Annotated in this window: 15 protein-coding genes; 8 read left to right on the forward strand and 7 right to left on the reverse strand. The window is 37.0% G+C overall.

The genetic code is table 11. The annotated features are described in order from the left end of the window. Nucleotides 1-212: 212 nt before the first annotated feature. The 3 genes from glmS to ABXZ36_RS01500 all read right to left on the reverse strand — a co-directional run bounded on the left by glmS (nucleotide 213) and on the right by ABXZ36_RS01500 (nucleotide 4,843). Nucleotides 213-2,060: a glutamine--fructose-6-phosphate transaminase (isomerizing) gene (gene glmS, locus ABXZ36_RS01490; RefSeq protein ID WP_354613686.1), complete on the reverse strand. Its 1,848-nt coding sequence runs from the start codon at nucleotides 2,058-2,060 to the stop codon at nucleotides 213-215. A 102-nt stretch (nucleotides 2,061-2,162) separates the two neighbouring features. Beyond that, on the reverse strand, nucleotides 2,163-4,028 hold the full coding sequence (locus tag ABXZ36_RS01495) for a DUF4270 domain-containing protein (protein ID WP_354613687.1): 1,866 nt from the start codon (nucleotides 4,026-4,028) through the stop codon (nucleotides 2,163-2,165). A 5-nt stretch (nucleotides 4,029-4,033) separates the two neighbouring features. Continuing rightward, complete coding sequence (locus ABXZ36_RS01500) at nucleotides 4,034-4,843, reverse strand: glycogen/starch synthase (protein WP_354613688.1); 810 nt, start codon at nucleotides 4,841-4,843, stop codon at nucleotides 4,034-4,036. Nucleotides 4,844-4,945: 102 nt separating this feature from the next. Here ABXZ36_RS01500 and panC point away from each other — a divergent pair, with 102 nt between their 5' ends. From panC to radA, 5 genes are all read left to right on the forward strand, one after another. Beyond that, on the forward strand, nucleotides 4,946-5,794 hold the full coding sequence (gene panC / locus ABXZ36_RS01505; protein WP_354613689.1) for a pantoate--beta-alanine ligase: 849 nt from the start codon (nucleotides 4,946-4,948) through the stop codon (nucleotides 5,792-5,794). 30 nt (nucleotides 5,795-5,824) lie between these two features. Then, on the forward strand, nucleotides 5,825-6,175 hold the full coding sequence (gene panD, locus ABXZ36_RS01510; RefSeq protein WP_354613690.1) for an aspartate 1-decarboxylase: 351 nt from the start codon (nucleotides 5,825-5,827) through the stop codon (nucleotides 6,173-6,175). Between the two features lie 3 nt (nucleotides 6,176-6,178). After that, entirely contained in the window at nucleotides 6,179-7,144 is a 966-nt protein-coding gene (locus tag ABXZ36_RS01515) for a lysylphosphatidylglycerol synthase transmembrane domain-containing protein (RefSeq protein ID WP_354613691.1), read from the forward strand. A 25-nt stretch (nucleotides 7,145-7,169) separates the two neighbouring features. Beyond that, complete coding sequence (locus ABXZ36_RS01520; protein ID WP_354613692.1) at nucleotides 7,170-8,312, forward strand: alpha/beta hydrolase; 1,143 nt, start codon at nucleotides 7,170-7,172, stop codon at nucleotides 8,310-8,312. A 120-nt stretch (nucleotides 8,313-8,432) separates the two neighbouring features. Beyond that, on the forward strand, nucleotides 8,433-9,794 hold the full coding sequence (radA, locus tag ABXZ36_RS01525; RefSeq protein WP_354613693.1) for a DNA repair protein RadA: 1,362 nt from the start codon (nucleotides 8,433-8,435) through the stop codon (nucleotides 9,792-9,794). A 113-nt stretch (nucleotides 9,795-9,907) separates the two neighbouring features. Here the strand turns inward: radA and ABXZ36_RS01530 are convergent, their stop codons facing one another. Both ABXZ36_RS01530 and ABXZ36_RS01535 read right to left on the reverse strand, forming a co-directional pair. Then, nucleotides 9,908-10,948 carry an aldo/keto reductase gene (locus ABXZ36_RS01530; RefSeq protein ID WP_354613694.1) on the reverse strand — a complete coding sequence of 347 codons (1,041 nt, stop codon included), beginning with the start codon at nucleotides 10,946-10,948 and terminating at the stop codon, nucleotides 9,908-9,910. Between the two features lie 37 nt (nucleotides 10,949-10,985). Continuing rightward, on the reverse strand, nucleotides 10,986-11,762 hold the full coding sequence (locus ABXZ36_RS01535; protein ID WP_354613695.1) for an exodeoxyribonuclease III: 777 nt from the start codon (nucleotides 11,760-11,762) through the stop codon (nucleotides 10,986-10,988). A gap of 328 nt (nucleotides 11,763-12,090) precedes the next feature. Here ABXZ36_RS01535 and ABXZ36_RS01540 point away from each other — a divergent pair, with 328 nt between their 5' ends. Together ABXZ36_RS01540 and ABXZ36_RS01545 are read left to right on the forward strand one after the other, a co-directional pair. Further along, nucleotides 12,091-12,603, forward strand: coding sequence for a DUF3575 domain-containing protein (locus ABXZ36_RS01540; RefSeq protein WP_354613696.1), 513 nt, complete (start codon nucleotides 12,091-12,093; stop codon nucleotides 12,601-12,603). Next, nucleotides 12,604-14,679: a TonB-dependent receptor family protein gene (locus ABXZ36_RS01545; protein ID WP_354613697.1), complete on the forward strand. Its 2,076-nt coding sequence runs from the start codon at nucleotides 12,604-12,606 to the stop codon at nucleotides 14,677-14,679. Nucleotides 14,680-14,685: 6 nt separating this feature from the next. Here ABXZ36_RS01545 and ABXZ36_RS01550 read toward each other — a convergent pair whose 3' ends face one another. Together ABXZ36_RS01550 and ABXZ36_RS01555 are read right to left on the reverse strand one after the other, a co-directional pair. Further along, nucleotides 14,686-16,227, reverse strand: coding sequence for a glycine--tRNA ligase (locus ABXZ36_RS01550; protein ID WP_354613698.1), 1,542 nt, complete (start codon nucleotides 16,225-16,227; stop codon nucleotides 14,686-14,688). Between the two features lie 36 nt (nucleotides 16,228-16,263). After that, nucleotides 16,264-17,163, reverse strand: coding sequence for a DUF8428 domain-containing protein (locus tag ABXZ36_RS01555; protein ID WP_354613699.1), 900 nt, complete (start codon nucleotides 17,161-17,163; stop codon nucleotides 16,264-16,266). A 25-nt stretch (nucleotides 17,164-17,188) separates the two neighbouring features. Between ABXZ36_RS01555 and ABXZ36_RS01560 the strand changes: the two genes are divergently transcribed. Next, nucleotides 17,189-17,746, forward strand: a complete 558-nt coding sequence (locus ABXZ36_RS01560; protein ID WP_354613700.1) for a ComF family protein — start codon at nucleotides 17,189-17,191, stop codon at nucleotides 17,744-17,746. Nucleotides 17,747-17,797 lie beyond the last annotated feature (51 nt).

Consider the following 17,797-nt stretch of genomic DNA (forward strand, 5'->3'; position numbering starts at 1 on the left):
AATTTGAGTTTAGTTAATTTAATAGGCAATATATATATATTTTTGATTCGGTGTTAAGAAATCCAGAAAAATTATGCATGCATAGTATTAATTTAACAATACACCACCTCCAAAACTATTGTATTCTCAAAATAAAGTTAAAAAGATCCCTTAATTACTATCTTGTTTAAGATGGTAATTAAGGGATCTTTTTAACTTTATTTTGTTGTGAATTACTCCACCGTAACGGATTTAGCCAAATTACGAGGTTGATCCACATTACATCCTCTCATTACCGCTATATGATATGACAATAGCTGCAAAGGTATTGTTGTCAATAATGGTGTAAGGCTTTCTAAAGTGTCAGGCACTTCAATTATGTAATCTGCCAGATCTCTAACCGTCTCATCGCCTTCTGTTACCACAGCAATGATTTTACCTTTTCTGGATTTAATTTCCTGTATGTTACTCACCACCTTATCGTAATGACCTCTATTGGTAGCAATAACCACTACAGGCATATGCTCGTCAATAAGGGCTATAGGCCCATGCTTCATTTCTGCAGCGGGATACCCCTCTGCGTGTATATAGCTAATTTCTTTAAGTTTTAAGGCTCCTTCAAGCGCAACTGGGAAATTGTAACCACGACCCAAATACAAACAATTGGTTGAGTCTTTATATACCTCAGCAATTTTTTCAACCACTGTATTGGATTGTAAAGCCCTTTCCACTTTTGCTGGAATGTTCTCCAATTCTGCTAAATACTCATGGAATTTAGTTTCAGAGAATACCCCTTTTTCCTTCGCCAATTTTAAGGCTAACAGCGTAAGTACTGTGATTTGGGTTGTGAATGCCTTAGTAGAGGCTACCCCTATTTCAGGACCGGCATGTGTATAAGCACCAGCATTGGTTTCCCTTGCTATGGAAGACCCAACAACATTACAAACCCCAAAAACAAACGCTCCCTTTTCTTTTGCTAATTTAATTGCCGCAAGGGTATCTGCTGTCTCCCCTGATTGGGAAATAGCGATCAACACATCCTTGTCGGTTATAACCGGATTCCTATATCGGAATTCGGAGGCGTATTCTACCTCCACTGGAATTCTTGCCAAATCCTCAAAAATATATTCCGCAACAAGACCTGCATGCCATGAGGTACCACAGGCTACGATGATGATACGATTGGCATTGAGGAATTTTTCTATATTTTGATCAATCCCCGCCATTTTAATAATCCCTTGGCTGGCTAGCAACCTACCGCGATAGGTATCTAGGATTGCCCTAGGTTGTTCGTAAATTTCTTTTAACATAAAATGATCATACCCACCCTTTTCAATCTCCTCAATATTTAATTGAAGCTCTAGAATTTTTGGATAGGCCACAGCATCATTCTTAATTTTTCTTAATTTAATTTCTTTGCCCAACCTAATAATTGCCATTTCTTCATCTTCAAGATAAATAGCATTATTAGTAAACTCAATAAAGGGAGAGGCATCCGAAGCAATAAAAAACTCATTGTCTCCAACTCCAATAGCAAGCGGACTACCTAATTTTGCCACAACGATCTCGTCAGGCTTGTTTTTATCAAATACAGCAATGGCATAAGCACCCACCACCTGATTTAAAGCAATCTGCACTGCCTTTCCAAGCTTAACGTTTTCTTGCTTTTTAACTTCTTCAATAAGGTTGATCAATACTTCCGTATCCGTTTCTGAACTAAAAGTGTATCCCCTTTTTATCAACTCCTTTTTTATAGAATCGTAATTTTCAATAATTCCATTGTGGATGATTACCAAGTTACCAGAGTTAGAATAATGTGGATGAGAATTTACATCATTTGGAACACCATGGGTGGCCCATCTAGTATGGCCTATTCCTAATGATCCTTTCAAGGAAATTTCTGATTCGGCCCTATTTTTTAAATCTTCAACCTTTCCTTTTGTTTTGCATAAGTTTATATCTGTGCCATCATAAAGTGCTACTCCAGCACTATCATATCCTCTATACTCAAGACGCTGTAACCCTTTTATTATGATGGGATAAGCATCCCTATGTCCTATATAACCTACTATTCCACACATGATTTTTCTATTTGGAGTGTAAATTTACGTTTGATACTGTAAACTCTAACAAGATTCAGTTGTAAAACGTATTATTCCTTTAAATGGTCTATAACAACCCTTTTAATTTATTTTGGTATAAAAAATCTCTAGTTTCAGTTTTTTATCTTCATTTCCATTAGCAACCGAACTACCAAACAAAACAGTACCCAACGGATTTACGGTAGCCATCACCGGCTGAATGCCTATATTATTGTCCTTTAACAGGGAATTAAAAACATTTGGCACTCTTATATCGGAGGTCAACGAAACTGCTAAAGTGGCATTATCAGTATCTCTAATGATCAAATTGTTGATATATTCCGTAATACGAATTGTATATTTCACACCTTTGCCATTACTCCCCTTTTCCAAAATACCATCATAATTTAAATACGTGCCCAAGGCGGTAGCAGAAGTTGACGTTTCTATTTGTGCATTATATAAAGGCGCGCCTGTTTCTTGATTAAAGAGATATAATCTAGGGGGCTCAACAACGTTTCCGGCCGCATCTAGCGTATTCCTGTCAACATAAAAAACTAGATTAGCCTCATTAATTACCCAATTATTGGCCTTTATTTGATTGATCATTTCCCTTCCATTAATCTCGTCAAACAATTTAATTTCCGCATAAGATCCTGCACCACCCTTAATATAGATATTGGAAGCATTAGCTCCAGAATCTAATTTGCTCATTATATCTGTTGGATAAGCTTCATTAACAAAGGTGTTCACTGCATTACCAATAATGGGAGATGTAATACCTCCCGCTAAAAGATTTAAAACATAATTTTTATTTATCTGAACTATGGTGTCGTCCGTAGGGTCGTCTGCAGTACCATTGGTATCCAAACTATCGTGATCGTAATTAATTGTAATATTAGCTTTGGTCAAATCCAACAACATCAGAATATTATCTACTGCAGGATCTAACGACAGGTGAATTCCTCTAAAAAAATCACTGAAATTTCCTTGGTTTAATAATTCTGAATCGCCTTCCTTATCTAAAATGTTTCGCTGAAAAAAATCAAGGTCCAATGGCACCCTTATCCCAGGAGCAAGTCTTGTATCAACTTGTTCAGATTCATCTAATTCGGTTGTCTCTGGATCGTCCTCCTTAAAAAATATGATTTCCCTATCATCAATAGTAACTTGTTGCTCAAATAAAACGTCCGAAACATATGAAGGTGAAAATTGTTGTGAAGAATAATATTCCTGGGCTTGTTGAAAGTTAGTGTTTGGATCCAGGTCTCTTAAAAAATAAGTAGAACGTTCAACTTTTAACTTGAAAGGATTATTTCTATTACCAAAAATACTATCAAGCTCGAATTTTTTTGAAAATGCTCCTGAAACAGTACTGTCATCTGCTGCGTCATTTATTCCATCGCCATCGGTATCCACGTTTAAAGGATCAGAACCTGCTACTCTTTCTTCATTGTCTGTTAGACCGTCTCCATCAGAATCACTGTTAGGATCAGTGGGGTCAACGTCAAATTCATCATCTACCCCATCACCGTCAGCATCCCTAAAATTGGCACCTTTAACAAGGTATGGGATATATAAGTATACTTCCTTCACCGTTTCGTTTTCAGGTATAGTGGCAATTACATTGTCTGTTGCGGCATTATTTTCTGTGGTTTGAGAATAGACACCAAATAAGGGATTTGTACCACCCGATAATCTAACTTGGGAAGTAATGGATGCCTCTGTTCTTCCGTAAATAGGATCATTGAAAATTCCCAATTGATATATAGGCAATTTGTTAGTTTGTACAGCTTCTATTTTCTTATTGTAGGCAAAAACATCAAATAAGGCGCTCTCATTTTCAAAGGGCTCCCCACCTATTACTCCTTGCCCAATGGTGGTAATGTCCTCTTCGCACGAAACAAAGGCCATTACGAACATTGCCCCCGCAAAAGCAGAAAAAATTATCTTTTTAAAAAATACCATGGAAATTATTTTAAGACTTCGTTGTTATAAAAATTTGCATAAGCCTCTTCAAACTCTTGAATAGGCACATAAGATAATACAGGCTTTTCCAATTGGCCAATGTACTCCTGCAATTCTTGGGGCACATCTTCGGAGGCCAAAATAATTGCATCAGAATAATCTACAGCTACTTTTAACAAATTATTATAATTGGGTGAGGCCAAAGGTTTTATACTATCTTCAGAAACCCCATCAAATGCGATTTTTTTGATCATATTCTTGTCCAATTCCTCTTCAAACCCTTTCTTATATACCGAAGTCACTATCTTGCTTTCAGCAAACAATGGTTCATCAGCATAATATTTTTTAAGATACAAAGGAAGTAAGGAAGCCATCCATCCATGAACATGGATAATGTCAGGAGACCAATTTAATTTTTTAACCGTTTCAACTACCCCTTTTGCAAAGAAAATTGCACGCTCATCATTATCTACAAAAAGTTTGCCATTTTCATCTGTAAACGTAGCCTTACGCTTAAAATATTCTTCATTATCTATGAAATATACCTGAATTCGCTCCCTTGGGATAGAGGCTACCTTTATAATCAACGGCATATCCATATCATTAATGACCAAGTTCATCCCCGATAAACGTATGACCTCATGCAATTGGTGCCTCCGTTCATTAATGTTTCCGAACCTTGGCATAAAAATCCTAATCTGGCCGCCATTGCTGTTAACCATCCTAGGGGTTTCATAAGACATTAAGGAAACTTCGTTCTCTGGTAGATAGGGCACTAATTCTGAAGATACAAACAATATCTTTTTACCATTCATAAAAGCAATATTTTATTTATCGTGTAAGCCTAACTGCAAAATTACAAAAATTATGCAGATTAGCTGTAATTATATAAGTTTGCTAGCTTTTAAACTTAAACCATGTTGGTATTTCAAACCAAAAACGAACTTAAAACATACCTTACTATCAGCAATAGTAATGCCAAAAAAATAGGTATGGTACCCACTATGGGTGCATTGCACTTGGGACACGCCTCACTTGTGGAGAAGGCGATATCAGAAAATGACCTAACCGTAGTGAGTATTTTTGTAAATCCTACCCAATTCAATAATCAGGAAGATCTTTTAAAATACCCCTCAACTTTTGAAAAAGATTCACAACTTTTAAAAAGCATATCTAAGGATATTATCATTTTTGCACCATCGGTCTCAGAAATGTACTCTGATCATGTTGCTTCAAAGAAATACGATTTCCAAGGATTGGACAAGGTTATGGAAGGTGCTTTTAGGGAAGGTCATTTTGACGGCGTGGGTACTATTGTAGAATCTCTGTTGTTAACCGCGTCACCGGACAGGGCTTATTTCGGAGAAAAAGATTTTCAACAACTTCAAATCATCAAAAAATTGGTCCGTCTACAGAACATACCCGTAGCTATTATTGGCTGTCCTATTTTAAGGGAATCCAATGGTTTAGCTATGAGTTCTAGAAACGAAAGGCTGTCCAAGGAATTAAGAAAAGAAGCGGGTTTTATTTACGAAACCCTAAAGCAAATAAGTGAGAAATTCTCTGAACAAAGTGTGTTAGCTATTATGGAATGGGCTAAAGACCAGTTCCATTTTCACCCTAATTTGCAATTAGAATATCTACAAATTGCCGAAGAGGATACCTTAAAGCCTATAAACATTAAAAGGAAAAATAAAAAATATAGAGCCTTTATTGCAGTTTTTGCCAATGGCGTGCGACTAATAGACAATATCGCTTTAAATTAATTAACTTTGCAGCCTAATTATGTTTGCCCCATGCAAGTAGAAGTAGTAAAATCTAAAATTCACCGAGTAAAAGTTACTGGTGCGGACCTTAATTATATAGGTAGCATAACTATTGATGAAGATCTAATGGATGCCGCGAATATGATCAGAGGTGAAAAAATACAAATCGTCAACAACAACAATGGTGAGCGATTGGAAACCTATGCCATTCCAGGACCAAGAGGATCTGGAGAGCTTACCCTAAACGGCGCTGCAGCCCGAAAGGTCGCCGTTGGTGATGTACTCATCCTTATTGCTTATGGAAGATTGGATATAGAAGATGCTAAAAAATTCAATCCTGCCCTGGTGTTCCCAAATGAGGAAACTAATTTGTTGACCTAGATTTTGAAAAATTCCTTAAAGAACAAGTTAAAGACACTACTCCCAATTGCCTTGGGAGTGTTTTTGGTATGGTATTCCTATTATAACACATCCCCCGATGATAGGGAGCAAATATGGTTTTACATTAAAGAAGCAGATATTTTTTGGGTTAGTTTGTCAGTTTTGCTAGGTATTTTAAGTCATATTTCTAGGGCTATCCGTTGGAATTTTCTTTTACAACCATTGGGTTATAAACCCAAGGTGAGTAATAATGCCCTAATTATTTTAATGGCCTATTTTACCAATTTGGGTATCCCAAGATCTGGCGAAATATTACGAGCAACCGCATTAACCACCTACGAAAAGGTCCCTTTCGAAAAAGGCTTTGGCACCATCGTTACTGAAAGAGTGGTAGACTTATTCATGCTCTTAGCAGTTGTAATTACTGCACTTTTTTTACAGACAGATGTCATTTTAAATATATTTCAACAAAGGGGTTTTAATCTGACCAGCCTACTGGCACTTTTAAGCATTGGTATCTTTGGAATAGCCTTATTTCTGCTGTTTATAAAGAAATCAAAATTTCAGTTGGCTCAAAAGATCAAAAGGTTTGTGAAGGGTCTCGTGGAAGGGGTCCTGAGTATCTTTAAAATGAAGTACAAATGGGCATTTATATTTCACACCTTATTTATATGGGCCGCCTACGTAGGAATGTTTTGGGTAATTAAATTTACGGTGCCTGAAACCATAGAGTTAACATTAAGCCAGCTTTTGGTTGCTTTTACGGCTGGTGCATTTGCTATGTCTGCCACAAATGGAGGAGTTGGATTATATCCCATTGCAGTGAGTTCGTCTTTGGCTGTTTTTGGGATTAGTGAAGTTTCTGGTGATGCTTTTGGATGGATCATGTGGATATCCCAAACCATGATGGTCGTAATCTTTGGGGCAATATCTTTTCTTGTCTTACCGTTATTGAACAGAAACCAATAGCTTCCTATTGTTTAAATTCAATTTTATGAAACGGTTAACCGCAGTTTTTCTATTGTTCCTATGTTTTGGTGTCAACGCCCAAATTACCCAAGAAATTTTTGAATCTTATAAACTTCAAGAAAAAAGGGATGTGAGATATTACATCCCAGAAAACTACACCGCTGAAAAAAAATACCCGCTAATAGTTGTTTTGGACGCAGAATACCTCTTTGACAACGTTGTTGCCAATGCCAAATTCTACAGTAAATTCAGTGGAATGCCAGAATCTATTATCGTAGGTGTTGAGCAAAGCAAAAACGGACTGCGTTTTAATGATTGTGGGTTCGATGAAGCATCTGGCTTACCAACAGACGAAGGAAAATCTTTTTTTGAATTTTTAGGCATGGAATTAATCCCCTATTTGGATTCCAATTACAGCACGGCTCCCTTTAAAATGTTTGTCGGATATGATATTACGGCTAATTTTGGAAACTTTTATCTCTTTAAAGACGAATCCCTTTTTAATGCCTATATCAGCATATCGCCAACCTTGGCTCCGGAAATGGAAAATCGACTCCCGGATAGATTAGGTGCAATCGACAAAAAAATATTTTATAGCCTGATTGTTGAAGGCGAAAATACCACTGACAAAAATAGAATTTTGGCCATGGACAAAGCCATTAAAAACCTAAATAAGGAATCACTTCACTATTTCTTAGACATTTATGAAAATGCAGATCATATTTCTGTAGCCACTTATGGTATAGGCAAGGCATTAGATAACATATTCAATATGTTCAAACCTATAAACAAAAAGGAATACAAAGAAAAAATATTGACATCCGAAGAACCAGTCTTTAAATATCTAGAGGATAAGTATACCATGATTGCAGATTTATTCGGATTTAAAAAATCCGTGGAGCTCAATGACGTTATGGCTATCTATGCCGCGTGCAGAAAAAAGGAGGATTTGGAATCCCTAAAAAATCTCGCAGATCTTTGTCAGAAAGAATTTCCAGGGACTATGCTAGGTTTTTATTTCGAAGGGGAATACTATGAGCAATTGGGGGAACCAAAAAAAGCACTTCGTACGTTCGAAAAGGCCTTTGGTATGGAAGAAATAGATTTTCTAACCAAGGATATGGCACTGGAGAAAATGAATGCCTTAAAAGCGGATTTTGGGTATTAACCTTAAATGATTAACGGTTGACGGTAAAAACATTAGACAATGGTACCACAAACAGCCTAAAAAACAATCCTTCTATTTTCAAAGTTCTTAGTACCTTTAACCGGAATCTAATACCGAGGAATGGCCAAAACAAAAACAGCTTTTTTTTGTCAAAATTGCGGAACACAATATGCTAAATGGGTAGGACAATGTTCAGGATGTAAGGAATGGAATACCATTGTAGAAGAAGTAGTTCAAAAAGAGGAAAAATCGAGCTGGAAAAGTCCAACTAATACTGCAAAAAAAGTTTCGAAACCACTTCGGGTCAATGAAATAAATACAGAGAAGGAGCTTCGGTTAGATACCTACGACCTTGAATTTAATCGTGTACTTGGAGGCGGTATTGTTCCGGGTTCGCTTATCCTTTTAGGCGGTGAACCTGGTATTGGAAAAAGCACACTGCTACTTCAGATTGCCTTAAAATTGCCCTACAAAACACTTTATGTTTCTGGTGAAGAAAGCCAGAAACAGATAAAAATGCGGGCGGATCGCATTCATCCCAATAGCGAAACCTGCTATATTCTAACAGAAACCAAAACCCAGAATATTTTTCAACAAATTGAAGCTACAGAACCTGACATTGTGGTAATAGATTCCATACAGACGCTTCATTCTGATTATATCGAATCTGCAGCAGGCAGTATTTCCCAAATTAGGGAATGTACCGCTGAACTGATAAAATTTGCCAAAGAGACCAATACTCCCGTCATCTTAATAGGACATATTACAAAAGATGGCACCATTGCTGGACCCAAAATATTGGAACATATGGTAGATACCGTTCTACAATTTGAAGGGGATCGTAATTATATCTACCGAATCCTTAGGGCACTAAAAAACAGATTTGGATCTACAGCAGAACTAGGGATTTATGAAATGCAGGGCAGTGGGTTACGGGAAGTGAATAACCCGTCGGAAATATTAATATCCAAGAATGACGAAGGCCTAAGTGGAACTGCCATAGCTTCAACTATAGAAGGTATGAGGCCCTTGATGATAGAAATACAGGCTTTGGTCAGTACGGCAGTATATGGTACACCACAACGCTCCACAACAGGCTACAATGCCAAACGCTTGAATATGTTATTGGCTGTATTGGAAAAAAGAGCGGGCTTCAAATTGGGAGCTAAAGATGTGTTTTTAAACATCACTGGGGGGATCTCAGTAGACGATCCTGCCATTGACTTGGCGGTGGTGGCAGCCATCCTTTCTAGCAACGAGGATATTCCCATTGATAAGGGCATTTGTTTTGCTGCGGAAATAGGTCTGGCTGGGGAAATTAGACCAGTACAACGGGTAGAACAGCGTATTTTAGAAGCAGAAAAATTGGGGTTTACTGCTATTTACGTCTCCAAAAACAACAAGATTACCCTCAAAAATACAAAAATAACAATTATGCTTGTCGCCAAAATAGAAGATATAGCAGCAAGCTTATTCGATTAATTCTTATTCCTATTTACTCTCATATAAACCAAAATAATAATGATCACCAAGAGGATGAGAACCATTTGTCCTGTACCTATGGCTAAAAACTGTATTCTCTGCGCTGATACCATTTATGGTGCGGGATTAGGAATCTGATTGTGGATGGACTCTATTCCTTGCATTATCTCTTCGGAAAGTTGCACATCTATACTTGCAATATTTTCTTCCAACTGCCTCATGGAAGTTGCTCCAATAATATTGCTTTTTACAAAAGGTTTTGTATTCACAAAAGCCAAAGCCATTTGAGTCAAAGAAAGGTTGTGATCCTGAGCTAATTTATGGTACATTTCGGTTGCTTTGACCGCGGTGTCCCCACTGTACCTGTTGTAATTTGGGAAAAGGGTTATTCTAGCATTATCAGGGTTTCTCCCACCTAAATACTTACCACTGAGCACTCCAAAACCTAAGGGAGAGTATGGTATTAATCCAATGTCTTCTCTCATGGAAATTTCGGACATTCCTATTTCATAGGTCCTGTTCAATAAACTATAAGGATTTTGAACGGTAATCATTCTTGGCAAACTAGCGTGTACCTTGCTTTCCTCCAAAAAACGCATGGTTCCCCATGGTGTTTCATTGGAGAGTCCGACATGTCTAATTTTACCCTCCTGTATTAAATCTCTCAAGGTTTCTAGCACTTGATGAATATTATCTTGCCAATGATCCGTTATATCATGGGTATAGCCCCTTTGCCCAAAAAAGTTTGTTTTACGTTCCGGCCAGTGCAATTGGTATAGATCGATATAATCCGTCTGCAATCTTTTCAAACTTCCTTCTACCGACTCTATGATGGAAGACTTGTCAAAGCCTGTTGTTCTGATAAATTTTGTAAACTCAGCCTTCCCTGCAATTTTGGAAGCCAATATGACCTTATCTCTGTTTCCTGTTTTTTTAAACCAGTTTCCTATAATTTTTTCGGTGTCCGCATACCGTTCTTTAGCTGCTGGAATGGGATATAATTCGGCCGTGTCAAAAAAAGTAACCCCCTTTTCCAATGCATAATCCATTTGTTCATGGCCCTCTGCTTCTGTATTCTGCTTTCCCCAGGTCATAGTACCCAGGCAAATTTTACTTACTTCTATATTGGTATGGGGAAGTGTAGTATATTCCATAAAAATTAAATCTCAATTATTAAAAGTATAAATGTGTTTACCCTTGCTTAGTTGGCTCCAATTCCAATAAAATGGGACAATGATCACTATGCTTGGCCTCCTTTAAGATCACAGATCGCTTTAAACGATTCAACAGTGGCTCGCTGACCATTCCGTAATCCAATCGCCAACCTTTGTTATTGGCTCTGGCATTAGCCCTATAGGTCCACCACGTATAATTATCGGGTTCCTTATTAAAATGTCTGAAACTGTCAATAAAACCGTTCTCTATAAAATCACCAATCCATTCCCGTTCTACAGGTAAAAATCCTGAAACATTCTTATTCCTTACCGGGTCATGGATATCTATTGCCTCGTGACATATATTATAATCTCCACATATAACAAGATGTGGACGTTCTTTCTTTAAATTGCTGATGTACCCCTGAAAATCGGCCATATACTTCAACTTGTGCTCTACTCTAGCAATATTAGTCCCTGAAGGCAGGTATAAACTCATTACAGAAACTCCATTAAAATCGGCCCTAATATTTCTGCCTTCAAAATCCATATAATCTATACCAGTACCAAAAACAACGTTGTCCGGTTTTTGCTTGGATAAAATAGCAACCCCACTATATCCTTTTTTTTGGGCGCTGTACCAATAATGATATGGATATCCCGCAGCTTCAAAAACCTCTAGGTCCAACTGCTCTTCGTTGGCCTTTATCTCCTGAAGACAAACCACATCTGGATCAACAGCTTGTAACCAATCCAAAAAACCTTTTTTTAGGGCTGCACGTATCCCATTCACATTGTATGAAACTATTTTCAAATCGTTGTATATTTAAAAGGAAGGCGGTCAAATCAATAAATACCTATTCCCCATAGAATTAATTAGAGACTAAAAATAGACAATGTTTGGAACAAGGGAAAGACAGGATTTTTATTTGTTCTGCTTTTAACTTTTATTTTGGATATTCACTTAAAAGATTTCATGATAGCGGGTTTGAACTCCAAAATATCTTTGTACTAGAAGTGCTCTTTTCTTTGTTCACAAACAATTATCAGTTATAAAATAAAGTCTTTACTTCCTTTTTTTTAGAAGTAAATAGTCCATAATTTAAATCATGCTTATCTTTCCACAAAAATTAACCAACAACGTGAAAAAACTGCTTGCCTTTTTATTGATTTCGTCAATCGCAGCAACCGGCTGGTCGCAGGACATGCCAAATGACGAACAAACTACTAATGAATTAAAGCTAAATACCTTTAATCTAATTGCGTTTAACTTCGTAGATGTCTCTTATGAGAATTTGTTGAACAAAGAGTCATCCTTAGGTATTAGTATTCTATTTAATTTAAGAGAAGACAATGATATACTAGATTACTTCAGAAATTTCTCTATCACCCCATACTATAGGCAATACTTTTCTAAACAATATGCTAAAGGATTTTTTGCAGAAGGTTTTGGAATGTTGAATTCAGGGAAAAGATTTGATGATTCAGATAACTATACTGATTTTGCTTTGGGAATCTCCGTGGGCGGTAAATTTGTAACACAAAAGGGTTTTGTTGTAGAAATTTATTCTGGTTTAGGAAGAAACCTATTAGAGGATGAATTTGCACCAGAAGTTGTTACTAGAGGAGGAATATCAATGGGATATCGTTTTTAAATGAATTATAAAGTAATTGTTTTAAGTTTTCTTTTTGGATTCCAAGCCATAGGTCAAGAAGTAAAGAAAGATAGTATTACACAACTAGAAGAGGTTATCCTATCAGTAAAAAAGATAGCAAATCCGGTCATAGGTATTACTACCACAGACGTTATTGGAGCCACAACCTTCGAAAATTATAGCCCTTTGGATATAGCTTCTTCCATAAATCAGGTTTCTGGGGTTTATTTATTGTCCGGAGCCCTAAATACCAATAGGATCACCATAAGGGGAATTGGAGCTAGAACACCTTTTGGGACGGATAAATTACGTCTTTACTACAACGAAATTCCAATTACCAATGGTGCAGGATTCTCAACTATAGAAGCATTCGATATCGAAAATTTAGGCTCTATTGAAGTCATCAAAGGCCCTAAAGGCAGTGCTTATGGTTCTAATTTAGGAGGCGCCATATTATTACAATCTAGAACCCAAAAGAGGGACGGCTCCGTCTTCACCAACAATTTCACAGTAGGTTCCTATGAACTCTTAAAAAATAATTTGGATTTTTCCCACCGAGACGGCGACATCGACCTAAGTCTAAAATATGGCCATGTGGAAACCGATGGGTATAGGGAAAATAGTCGTTTTGAAAGGGATGCGCTCCTTTTGAACACCTCCTATGAAATAAATGCCCAAAATAAAATTGAACTCTTGGTTAATTTTATTGATTATTCAGCACAAATTCCAAGTTCCATTAGTAGGTCAGCTTTTGATGAAGACCCCACCCAAGCTGCCTTTACCTGGGCACAATCCAAGGGTTTTGAAGCCAATAAATATACTTTATTGGGATTGACCTATAGCCACGCATTTTCTAAAAAACTAGAAAATGCAACCAGTATTTTTTATAGCTATTTGGATCATTATGAACCAAGGCCTTTTAACATTCTAGACGAGTACACTAATGGATTTGGATTTAGAACAAACTTTACGGGTAATTTTACCATCCCACTAGGGAAGACTTTTTATTCCTTTGGTTCCGAATTGTACAAGGACGAGTATCACTGGGCAACCTTTGATAATCTATACCAAGATAATAATGGAAATGGCAGCTTAAAAGGCGACCGAATAAGCAATAACAGGGAATTTAGAAGACAATTGAACGTTTTTGGTTCTGTTACCTTGCCATTGTCTTCTAGACTACTTATACAAGCCGGCTTTAACATCAACAACACCTCTTATAATTTTCAGGACATCTTTAATACCGCAGAAAATAACAAAAGCGCAGAAAGAGACTTTAAGACCATATTCTTGCCCAACTTAGATCTAAGCTATGCCTTTTCAGAAAATCATTTATTATACGCCAATATCAGCAAAGGATTCTCTAACCCAAGTCTTGAGGAAACTTTGACCCCAGGAGGAATCATCAATCCAGATATTGCACAAGAGACCGGAATCAATTATGAGCTGGGCACCAATTTGTTATTAGTGAACAAAAGACTTCAACTAAAGGTCGCCATCTATCAAATGGATATTAAAAATCTGTTGGTGGCACAAAGGGTCGGCGATGATCAATTTATTGGTAAAAATGCTGGAAGAACCAAACACCAAGGCTTGGAACTCGATATCAATTACAGGTTCAAAATTACATCAAATCTGGCTTTGAGTCCTTTTTTTAGTTATACGCTCAATAATCACAAGTTTAAGGAGTTTGTAGACGGGGATAACAATTATTCTGGCAATCCTCTGACAGGAGTGCCAAAAAACAAAATAAATTCTGGGGTACAGTTAAAACATTCCTCTGGATTTTACTGGAACACAACATTACAGTTTATAGATGAAATTCCACTTAACGATGCCACCACATTGTACAGTGAAGCCTTTACCCTTTTAAATACTCGAATGGGTTATTCAAAAGAAATTTCTAGGAATTTTATTTTTGGAATTGATTTTGGAATGAATAATATTGGAAATATACAATATGCACAATCGGTTTTGATTAATGCGGTTGGATTTGGCGGGGCAGCGCCTCGATACTACTACCCCGGCAATGCCAGAAATTATTATGGTAGCTTACAGCTAAGTTATAAGTTGTAAGCGGTATTACATTTTTTTGAGCCAATTCTTCATATCTACCTCTTTGGAAATAATTGTTTTTAGATCAGAAATGGAAACTCTTTGCTGTTCCATGGTATCCCTATGGCGAATGGTAACGGTTTTGTCTTCTAAAGTTTGGTGGTCTACTGTAATACAAAACGGAGTCCCCACGGCATCCTGCCTTCTGTAACGGCGACCAACAGCATCCTTTTCGTCATAAATTACTTTAAAGTCCCACTTGAGATCTTCAATGATCTCATGGGCTATTTCGGGAAGGCCATCCTTTTTAACCAATGGCAATACCGCCGCCTTTGTAGGAGCCAATACCGCTGGTATTTTCAATACCGTTCTAGAAGTTCCGTTTTCCAATTCCTCCTCTTGTAGGGAATTGGCAAATACGGCCAAGAACATTCTATCCACTCCTATGGATGTCTCTACAACATACGGCACATAACTTTCGTTCAATTCCGGATCAAAATATTGAAGCTTTTTACCCGAAAATTTCTCGTGGCTACTTAAATCAAAATCAGTTCGGGAATGAATTCCTTCTAATTCTTTAAACCCAAAAGGGAATTTAAATTCTATATCGGCAGCAGCATCAGCGTAATGTGCCAACTTATCATGATCATGGAACCGATAGTTATCCTGTCCCAATCCTAAAGAATAATGCCATTTAATACGAGTTTCTTTCCATTGTTCGTACCACTCTTTCTGTGTTCCAGGACGTACAAAAAACTGAAGCTCCATTTGTTCAAATTCGCGTTGACGGAAAATAAACTGTCTCGCTACAATTTCATTCCTAAAGGCTTTTCCTATTTGGGCGATTCCAAAAGGAATTTTCATACGTCCACTTTTTTGAACGTTCAAAAAGTTAACAAATATCCCTTGAGCTGTTTCAGGACGCAAGTACAAATCCATTGCACTTTCGGCAGAAGCACCTATTTTGGTGCCGAACATAAGGTTAAATTGCTTTACCTCTGTCCAATTTTTTGAGCCGGATAACGGACAAACAATTTCTAATTCCTCTATTAGGTTTTTCACGTCTTCCAAATCTTCGGCTTCCAAAGATGTGCCCATACGTTTTAAAATGGAGCTCGCTTTTTCCTGATATTCCACAACACGTGGGTTGGTAGCCAAAAATTGTTCCTTATCGAAAGCATCTCCAAACCTTTTAGCCGCTTTCTCAACTTCCTTGTCAATTTTAGCCTCAATTTTCGCAACATGGTCTTCTATGAGAACATCTGCCCTATATCTTTTCTTGGAATCTTTATTATCAATAAGGGGGTCATTAAAGGCATCCACATGGCCTGAAGCCTTCCAAATTGTTGGGTGCATTAATATGGCAGAGTCTATACCCACGATATTCTCATTCATCTGCACCATAGCTTTCCACCAGTACTCTTTTATGTTATTTTTTAACTCCACCCCGTTCTGAGCATAGTCATAAACGGCACTGAGGCCATCATAAATTTCACTGGATTGAAAAACATACCCATACTCCTTGGCATGGGATATCACTTTCTTAAAATCGTCTTCTTGCTTTGCCATGACGCAAAAATAGAATTTTAGCCTTAAAAGAAGTATTTATTTTAGCTGAAATTCTGCGGTGGATAGTAATTTTTCATCCTCAAAAACATTGAGAATATAGTTGCCATCCTGCAAAGAGCCTTCAGGGATGGTAATAAAGTCACAAACACTAAATTCTTCTCCCATAAAAATAAGCTCAACCCTTTTACTATACGTATTACCATTTACAGAAATAGTATTGGCATTATCTTCAATGATCTGCATATTTGGACCTAAGAACTGAAAGTACAGAACACGTTCTTCTTTGGTAGTATTTGGGTTGCCAACGATCGTGACACAACCTCTTAACTTTGCAATAGTGGAGGCTTTGGTTGTTTTTATAGGTTTACTTCCAGTACGCATTCTAAAACCGCTACCTTCAGCATTGGTAAGCTTTAAATAGTTTTTAATTCTCAATTGTTGGTTAAGTTCCTTATTCTTTTTCCTTAATAAGGCCTCTTGTTCTGCCAACGTACTGCTCTTTCCGCGTAATTCTTCTATTTTTTTTCTAGTATCGTCGTACTTATCAGAAAGTAGCATATTGTTATACTTCAAGAAATTATTCTTCAACTTTAAACTGTCATGCTTGGCTTCTAGTTTTCGCAATTCCTTTTTGTACTCCTTCAATTTGGCGACAGAGAAATTAAGACGTCCAACAGAATCTAACAATTGTTGTACTTTAAATCTGGAATCCTGTAATTCTATTTCATTCACTTCATTTAAGGCAGAAAGTCGGTCTACTTCCGTTCTCATCAAAGTAAGATCCTTTACTAACAATCCTTTTTCCTGCTCTAAAAAATCTATCTGACCTCTAGATTGGGCATAACTAAAATAAAACGCTATCAATACACCAATAATAACGGCGACCAATGCGGCTAGGATTATTTTATAGTTAAATTTATTATCTTGAACATTCATCGATTAAAGTAGGTTTCATTAAGATTTGAGGTATTCCAAGCTTTCAAATATAGTAAATGATATCATCAACATCCTAGTCCCACAGGTGTGTTTTGGATGTATGACACCTTTGGGTAAAGGTGAACGATTATTATGCACCTTTTGTCGGAATCAGTTACCACTCACCGAGTACAATTTTATCGATGAAAACCCAATTGACCGTATTTTTTATGGAATTGTACCTATTGAAAAGGCAAATTCCCTCCTTTTTTTTACCCCAGACGGCATCGTAAAAAACATAATTCACCATCTCAAACACAAAAACCAACAAGAGATAGGCCACTTTCTTGGCGACTGGTTTGGTCATGACATTAACGAGAAAAATCTTACTTTTCATATAGATTATGTTATTCCCGTGCCCTTACATAAAAAAAAATTAAAAAAAAGAGGGTATAACCAAGTGACTACTTTTGGTCAAAAATTAGCTGAACATCTAGATGCCGCCTTTGTAGATCACATCCTTATAAAAACAGCAAACACTAAAACGCAGACCAAAAAAATCGTCTTTTTAGATGGCAAAGCAACCAAGACCTCTACAAAGTAACAGATCTATCATTTCTACAAAATAAAAATGTGCTTCTTATAGATGATGTGA

The organism is Sediminicola arcticus, from assembly GCF_040566695.1.
Lineage (GTDB): Bacteria > Bacteroidota > Bacteroidia > Flavobacteriales > Flavobacteriaceae > Sediminicola > Sediminicola arcticus.

Bases quoted from the DNA above. Each gene is read 5' to 3' on its own strand.
- glmS (WP_354613686.1), bottom strand. From the start codon at position 2,060: ATGTGTGGAATAGTAGGTTATATAGGACATAGGGATGCTTATCCCATC.
- ABXZ36_RS01495 (WP_354613687.1), bottom strand. From the start codon at position 4,028: ATGGTATTTTTTAAAAAGATAATTTTTTCTGCTTTTGCGGGGGCAATG.
- ABXZ36_RS01500 (WP_354613688.1), bottom strand. From the start codon at position 4,843: ATGAATGGTAAAAAGATATTGTTTGTATCTTCAGAATTAGTGCCCTAT.
- panC (WP_354613689.1), top strand. From the start codon at position 4,946: ATGTTGGTATTTCAAACCAAAAACGAACTTAAAACATACCTTACTATC.
- panD (WP_354613690.1), top strand. From the start codon at position 5,825: ATGCAAGTAGAAGTAGTAAAATCTAAAATTCACCGAGTAAAAGTTACT.
- ABXZ36_RS01520 (WP_354613692.1), top strand. From the start codon at position 7,170: ATGAAACGGTTAACCGCAGTTTTTCTATTGTTCCTATGTTTTGGTGTC.
- radA (WP_354613693.1), top strand. From the start codon at position 8,433: ATGGCCAAAACAAAAACAGCTTTTTTTTGTCAAAATTGCGGAACACAA.
- ABXZ36_RS01530 (WP_354613694.1), bottom strand. From the start codon at position 10,948: ATGGAATATACTACACTTCCCCATACCAATATAGAAGTAAGTAAAATT.
- ABXZ36_RS01545 (WP_354613697.1), top strand. From the start codon at position 12,604: ATGAATTATAAAGTAATTGTTTTAAGTTTTCTTTTTGGATTCCAAGCC.
- ABXZ36_RS01550 (WP_354613698.1), bottom strand. From the start codon at position 16,227: ATGGCAAAGCAAGAAGACGATTTTAAGAAAGTGATATCCCATGCCAAG.
- ABXZ36_RS01555 (WP_354613699.1), bottom strand. From the start codon at position 17,163: ATGAATGTTCAAGATAATAAATTTAACTATAAAATAATCCTAGCCGCA.